The sequence below is a fragment of the Devosia sp. genome (assembly GCF_041917035.1).
GTDB lineage: Bacteria > Pseudomonadota > Alphaproteobacteria > Rhizobiales > Devosiaceae > Devosia_A.
The window spans coordinates 1-7,353 of the sequence record NZ_JAYRYM010000183.1 but is presented as its reverse complement, the minus strand read 5'-3'; the positions used below and the strand labels follow the sequence as shown (position 1 = coordinate 7,353).

The window sequence follows — 7,353 nt, the reverse complement described above, 5'->3', positions numbered from 1 at the left end:
GTCTCGAGGCCGGTGCCGGGCAGCAGCTCGACTTCGTAGGTTCCGGCCGGCCCGCCGACATTGTCGATCTCGACGAGGAGGCGCGAGCTGTCGTCGAGCCGCAGGAAGCGCGGCGGGCTCAGGTTGACGACCACGGGGTCGCGGACGATGACGTCCTTGCTGGCGTGCCCGACGGCCTTGCCGGTCCAGGCCATGGCCATCAGCCGCACCGTGCCGTTGAAATCCGGCATGTCGAAGCTCACCGTGGCGGTGCCGTCGGCGCCGACCTCGACGATCCCCGAGTGCATGGCAAGCAGCACGGAGATCGAGGGTGGCGTCCCGAGGCGCGAACCGCCGCCGTCGCCGCCCGAATGGAGAGCACCCGGATCGCCCTGGGTGGGATCGATCAGCTGGCCGTAGAGATCGCGGATGGCCATGCCGAGCTGGCGCTGGCCGAAGTACCAGCCATCCGGATCGGGCACCGGGAAGCTGGTGAGATTGAGGATTCCGAGATCGACGGCAGCGACCGCGACATAGGCGGTCTCGCCGGCCGCGACGTTGCCCAGAGACACCTTGGCGGTGAAGGCGCGGCGCGGCAGAGAAATCTCCTCTGCCTCGATGCCGACATCGAGCTGCAGGTCGCCCGGTTCGACATCGGCGAAGGCCAGACCGAGCGCCCGCGCGGGCATGCGCTTTTCGGTGTCGCTCGAGGGCCGGTACAGCACCGCGGTGACGTAGGCGCCCGGCCCCCAGGCCTCGGTTACCGGCAGATCAACGGTGGTGCCCTCGGCGGGGACCTCGACAGCCTTCATGTCGATGATGCGGTCGTCCACGACCATCACCAGCGCGGTGCCGGCAAACTGCGGGTCTAGTCGCAGGCTGGCCGTCTCGCCGGGGTGATAGGCGGCCTTGTCGAGCGCCACCGACAGGGTGTCGGGCGTGTCCGAGCCCGCCTCGGCATAGTAGTAGCCGGCGTAGAACTGGTAGGTCGAGGATGTCGGGGCTTCGCCGCCGCCATTGACCTCGAGCCGGTAGCTGCCCCACTGCACCGGGGCGGCTATCGTTGCCGGGCCAGAGGCGAGCGTGTCGATCGTGCCGTCGGCGACCTGGCGGGTGGTGGTGATCGCTTCCCACTTCCAGGTGTTGTTCTGCCGGTACCACTGGTAGTTGGTCTCGATGCGCGAGAGGGTCCAGGTCAGCCCGGTGCGGGCCACCAGCCCCCCCTCAGGGGCGACCGTGATGATGTCGAAGCCGGCCGACGTGCCCTCGGCAAGCCCGGTCGCGTCCTCGAACTGGGGGCGGATGCCGATGCGGTCAGTCTGGGCGAGCACCGGACGGCGCAGGCTGCGCTCGACGGTACGGCCATTGCTGTCGACGAGGCGCATGAGGATCTGCGCCTCGAGCGGACGGGTGGTCGACTCGGTTGCGGGGAGGAGGACTTCGGCGACGACCGTTCCGTCCTCGCCGGTGACACCGACTTCTCCCAATGGCTCGCGCGTCGTCTCGAAGCTGTCGTCCCAGCGGCCGAAGCTGTAGCCGGCAAAGCCGGCGAGCCCATCCACCGGGCGAATGATGGCATCGGCCTCGACGGAGAGATTGGGGGCGATGGCACCGTAGAGATACCTGGCGGCGACGCTGACCGGGGTCACGCTGTCAAGCGCCACCGGCTGATCCGAGGCGCTCACCTCGAAGGCGAGGCGCTCGGGTTCGAAATCCTCGACCAGGAAACCGGCGCTGGCCAGCGGCTCACCGTCCGGATCGGCATAGGCGCGTACCTGCCAGGAGCCGCGCATGGCATCATCGACCAGCGGCACGGCGGCGAAATAGCCACCGGCACCGCCATCGGCGAGGACCTCGCGGCTCGCCACTACCCCGTCGGGGCGCTCGAACTGGACGGTGAGCGGCAGCCCCTCGACGGCCCGCACCTGGCTGTCGCGCAGCAGGCCGGTGAGGAACACCGTCTCACCCGGGCGATAGACCCCGCGCTCGGTAGTGAGGAAAAGGTCGAGCGGCCCCGGGGTCGGGCGGCCCTCGACACCGCGATCGGTGAGGTCGAACGCCGGCTTGGTAACATCGAGGAAGGCGTAGTCGCCCTCGGCCGTCTCGGCGACCAGCAGTTGCGGCGCGCGTCCGCCCTCGCCCCGCGCGAGCCCTGGAGCGAAATCGGCGCGTCCGTCGGCGTCGGTTGTCGCCTCACCGAGGACCTCGTTATTGACGGCGATCAGGCGCACCTTGGCTCCGGCGACGGCCCGGGCCGAGGCCAGCGAGCGCACGAAGGCGTGGACCCCGTCGTCGCCTTCGAGGGTGGTCAGCCCCAGGTCGGTGACGATGAACCACTGGGTGGCCATTTCCTGCCAGTACTCGGACTTGTCGTCGACCGGCTTGGCGGTGATCACATAGGCGCCGGGCGGAATATCCCCGAGCACGTCGGCGACCGGCACGGCGGTCACCGCCATCTCGTTGCGCTTGGTCTGCGACAGGTCGAGCTGCCCTTCCCAGGTCAGCTCGCCATAGTTGTTGGCCACGTCCTCGGCGGAATAGCCATCGAGAGTCCTCTGGAAGACGCCGTTGCGGACCGCTGCCGCGATCGAGCGATCGCCGATGCGATAGATCACGACGTCGGCCTTCTCGGTGTTGACCGAGGTGATCGGCAGTCCACCGCCGAGACCGGCGGGCAGGACATAGGCGTTGTTGGCAAAGCCGACGAACGGGGTGCGGTCGGGGACGTAGACGTCGAGCGCCACGTCGGAACGCAGCTGCTCGCCATAGGCCGAGGGCAGACCGGCACGGAACTTCAGGTGGTAGCGACGACCATGGTCGACGCCGGTCACGCAGATCTGGCTCTGCTCGGTCTCGACGGCGACCTGCGGCGCGCCCTCGACCGTCACGTAGCTGGCAAGATCGGTGCTGCCGGCCGGCAGCGCCTCGGAGAAGACCACGCAGATGCGGGGCGTCGCGGACTCGGAATCGACCTGGTTGGAGGCGATCCGGAAACCGTGCTCGGCCACGGCGCGATCGAGTTCGGCCTGCAGCGTTGCGTCATCGACCAGAGCGACGCTCGCCCGGTAACTGGCAATCGATTCCCGCCACATCTCGCGCAGGGCGAGTCCGCGGGCCAGTGCCGCAAGCGCAGCGGCACGGTCGGCCGTGCCGTCCGAGAGCAGATAGGCCGAGATGGCGGCGTAGGTGGTGGTCGAGGCGAACTCGTAGCTCGAGTTGCCGGCCGCGCGCTCGGCGAGACCGCGTGCGGTGGCGACATCGGCGAGCTTCAGCCACAGCGCCGGGTCGTTGCGGTTGACGGCGAGCGCCTGGCGGTAGGAGACCCAGGCGGCGGCCGGATTGGACTGCGCCACCGCCTCGTCGCCGGAGGCCACGAGATCGGCATAGGCCACTTCCGGCGGCGGCGGATCCGATAGCGGCAGCTGCTGGGCGAAATAGCGGGCGGACCCGACGAGATCGTCAGCGGGGAACGGCAATTCGCCGGCACGCGTCTTGGCGAGTTCCTCCTCGGAGGGGGACAACGCGATGATGCCCGAGGTCGCGCCCTTGAAGGCGGCCTGTTCGCCGGCGCCGCCCTTGAGGAAACACCACTTGGCCTTGGCATTGTAGGTGAAAGCCCGGCAGATGCGGTCGTCCACGCAGGCCGCCTCGCACTGATCGAGGCTCACGCCCTTTTCCACGGCGTAGTCGAAGCCCGGCAGGTCGATATCGGTGAGGCGACTGGCGGTCCGGTCGGCGGCGCTGGCCGCGTCGGAGCCGAGCCCCAGCACCAGCGCAGCACAAAGCCACAGGGCAATCCGAGCGAGCCGCTGCATCTTCCACACCCTCATCAATACTTGGTTGCCAGCATCGTATAGTTGTGACCCGGTACGGTAAAGCACCGCAATCGCAGCATCGCGACGCCGCCGGCCGATTCATTCAGTCTGCGTTCAGGAACCGCGCGTCCGTCCGGCGTCACACAGTCGCCCCGGGGATCACGTCATTGTGATCGAGGGTCCTCCCGGCCGACAGTCCTCGTCAAGCAATGACAATCGTCATCAAGTCGAGCAGCAAGTAATGCTTAACCGTGAGGCGCGTGACGGACGGACGACGCGGGACCGGACGGAGCCCGCTATCCAGCTGTTTTCGATGCCATTTTCTGTCCCGGGCAGGCAGTTCCTAACGCGTCGTTAACGGCGCGAGAGATTCTTCCCGGCTGGCAGTTCCTTGTCGGTGCGACGCTCCTGTTGAAGGAGGGGATCGTGACGACACATCCAGAACTGGGGGGCCCGTGCCCCGGGCTCCCGATACTCGGCGATTCACTGCCCCGCCCCTCCGGCGACCGCCTCCCCCAACGCCGGGGGGCCGATCAGTGAATCGCCGATTCTTTCTCGACAGCGACGAGACCTTTCGGGCGATCCTCGAGTGCGCTCCGGACGCGATGATCATCGCCGATGCCGACGGCGTCATGCTGATCGTCAATGCCGAAGCCGAGCGGCTCTTCGACTACCCGCGGCTGGACCTCATCGGCCAGCCCATCGAACTTCTGATGCCCGAGCGCTTCCGGGGTGCCCATCCCGAGCACCGCGCGCACTATACCGCGCAGCCGCACCGCCGGCCGATGGGCGCCGGGCTCGAACTGTTCGGCCGGCGTCGGGACGGGTCCGAGATTCCGGTCGAGATCAGCCTCGCTCCGCTGCCGATCGAGGGTACGGGCCTGACCTGCTGCACCATCCGCGACGTGAGCGCACGGCGCAGCGCAGAGGAGGCCCATCGGCGGACGATGGAGGCCTACCGCATGGCGGTCGAAGTGGCCGAGATCGGCACCTGGTTCTGGGACGTGGTGAAGGACCAGATCACCTGGTCGGGACAGTTCCGCAAGCTGTTCGGACTGCAATCGGACGCAACCCTCAACTACGACGAGATCACCCGGCTGATCCACCCGGAGGACAAGCCCCGCATCGACGCGGCGATAGAAGCGGCGCTGCGCCGAGACGTCCCCTATGACATCGAGTACCGCATCGTGTGGCCCGATGGCAGCGTCCGCTGGCTCATCGCCAAGGGTCGCGTGCGCCGGAACGCGGAAGGCACCCCGCTCGACATGCAGGGAACCATCACCGACGTGACGGAGCGCAAGCGCGCCCAGGAGGTGCTGCGCCAGCGCGAGGCGCAGGCGCGTCGGACCGCCGAGCTGATGCGCTCCAACCATGATCTCGAACAGTTCGCCTACGTCGCGGCGCACGACCTGCAGGAGCCGCTGCGCATGGTGGCGAGCTTCACCCAGCTGCTCGGGCAGCGCTACAAGGGCCGGCTCGATGCCGATGCGGACGAGTTCATCGACTTCGCGGTGGACGGCGCGCAGCGCATGCAGCAGCTGATCAAGGACCTGCTCGCCTACTGCCGGCTCGGCACGGGTGGACAGGCCCCGCGCCGGACCTCCTGCCTCGATGCGCTGGACGAGGCGTTGCGGAACCTGCAGGTGGCCATCAGCGAGAGCGGCGCGACGATCACCAACGACGCCCTGCCCGAGGTGCTGGCGGACCGCGCCCAGCTCGCGCAGCTGTTCCAGAACCTGATCGGCAACGCCATCAAGTACCGCTCCGAGCAGCCTCCGCGCATCCATGTCGGGGTCCGCGCGTCCGAGTCGGAGGAGTGGATCTTCTCGGTCCGGGACAACGGCATCGGCATCGACGCCAAGTACCACGACCGCATCTTCGCGATGTTCCAGCGACTGCACGGGCGCACCCGCTATCCGGGCACCGGAATCGGGCTGACCCTGTGCCGCAAGATCGTCGAGCGTCACGGTGGCCGCATCTGGGTCGCACCCGGTTCGGGCACGGGCACCACCTTCATGTTCTCGTTGCCCTCGGGAGGGATGGACTGATGTTCATGAGCCAGGGCCTGGCGCCGATCGAAATCCTGCTGGTCGAGGACAGCGCCGGCGATGTCCGCCTGACGCGCGAGGCGCTCAGCGATGCGCGCGTGCGCAACAACCTGCATGTCGCCTCGGACGGCCACGAGGCGATGGACTTTCTCGGCCGGATCGGGGCGTTCAGCACTGCGCCGCGACCGGACCTCATTCTCCTCGACCTCAACCTGCCCAGAATGAGCGGGAGAGAAGTGCTGGAACAGGTCAAGCGGAGCGAACAATGGCGAACCATCCCAGTGGTGATCCTCACCACGTCGGCGGCCGAGGAGGATATCGACCGCAGCTATCGGCTGCACGCCAACTGCTACATCACCAAGCCAGTGGACCTCGATCAGTTTCTCAGGGTGGTCAAGACGATCGACAACTTCTGGCTGGCCGTGGTCAAGCTGCCGAGGACCGGATGAGCGAGACCGCGCTGCGCGTGCTGCTGATCGAGGACAACGCCGCCGACGCGCGGCTGCTGCGCGAGATGCTGAAGCGCCCCGCAAAGCCGCCCCCGCAGGTCACCTGCTGCGAAACCATGCAGGAGGCCGAAGCCCGGCTCGGCGGCGAGGCCGTGGACGTCGTCCTGCTCGACCTGGGCCTGCCGGATGCCGGCGGCCTCGAAGCGGTACATCGGGCGCAGGCGGCCGCGCCGCGCGTGCCGCTGGTGGTGCTGACCGGGCTCGACGACGAAACGGTCGCGGCGCAGGCCCTCAAGCAGGGCGCACAGGACTATCTCATCAAGGGCGAGATCGAGGCGCGCGGCCTGATGCGCGCCATCCGCTATGCGATCGAGCGGCAGGCCATGGACGACACGCTGTTCGGGGAGCGTGAGCGGGCCCAGGTGACGCTCAACAGCATCGCCGATGCGGTGATCAGCACGGACCTGACGGGCAATATCACCTTCATCAACTCCGTGGCTGCCGGACTGACCGGCTGGACGGCAGCCGATGCGATCGGCCGCCCCTGCGGTGAGGTTCTGCGGCTGCGACCCGGCGACGCCCCCGAGGCACGCGACAGCGGGGTGCAGCTCAGCCCGGACAGCACGCTGATCCGCCGGAACGGCACCGAGGTGCCGATCGAAGGATCGATTGCGGCGATGCACGACCGGAACGGCCAGCCCACCGGCGAGGTGATGGTGTTCCGCGACGTCAGCGAGATGCGGGCCATGACACAGCGGATCGCCCACTCGGCGCAGCACGACTTTCTCACCGGCCTGCCCAACCGCATGCTGTTCGACGACCGGCTGGCCAACGCCATCACCATTGCACCGCGCCACTCGAAACGCGTGGCGGTGCTGTTTCTCGACCTGGACGGGTTCAAGCACGTCAACGACTCGCTCGGCCACGCCATGGGCGACAAGCTGCTGCAGTCGGTCGGGCGGCGGCTGGTCGACTGCGTGCGCGCCTCCGATACGGTGAGCCGGCTGGGTGGCGACGAGTTCGCGGTGCTGCTCTCCGAGGTCGAGCTCAGCGAGGACGCCG

Annotated in this window: 4 protein-coding genes; 3 read left to right on the top strand and 1 reads right to left on the bottom strand. The window is 68.1% G+C overall.

The features are described from left to right. The coding region (locus tag ACE3TU_RS16275; protein ID WP_374626061.1) for an MG2 domain-containing protein at positions 1-3,794 on the bottom strand (3,794 nt) is incomplete at its 3' end. Between the two features lie 536 nt (positions 3,795-4,330). On the opposite strand from ACE3TU_RS16275, the gene ACE3TU_RS16270 reads away from it, so the two are divergent. The 3 genes from ACE3TU_RS16270 to ACE3TU_RS16260 form a co-directional block, all read left to right on the top strand. After that, positions 4,331-5,842: a PAS domain S-box protein gene (locus ACE3TU_RS16270; RefSeq protein ID WP_374626059.1), complete on the top strand. Its 1,512-nt coding sequence runs from the start codon at positions 4,331-4,333 to the stop codon at positions 5,840-5,842. Positions 5,843-5,847: 5 nt separating this feature from the next. Beyond that, positions 5,848-6,291: a response regulator gene (locus tag ACE3TU_RS16265; RefSeq protein WP_374626057.1), complete on the top strand. Its 444-nt coding sequence runs from the start codon at positions 5,848-5,850 to the stop codon at positions 6,289-6,291. Further along, the coding region (locus ACE3TU_RS16260; RefSeq protein ID WP_374626055.1) for a diguanylate cyclase domain-containing protein at positions 6,288-7,353 on the top strand (1,066 nt) is incomplete at its 3' end. The genes ACE3TU_RS16265 and ACE3TU_RS16260, both read left to right, overlap by 4 nt.

What these genes read in the sequence shown, in the direction of transcription:
- ACE3TU_RS16265 (WP_374626057.1), top strand. Translation starts at nt 5,848, where the DNA reads ATGAGCCAGGGCCTGGCGCCGATCGAAATCCTGCTGGTCGAGGACAGC.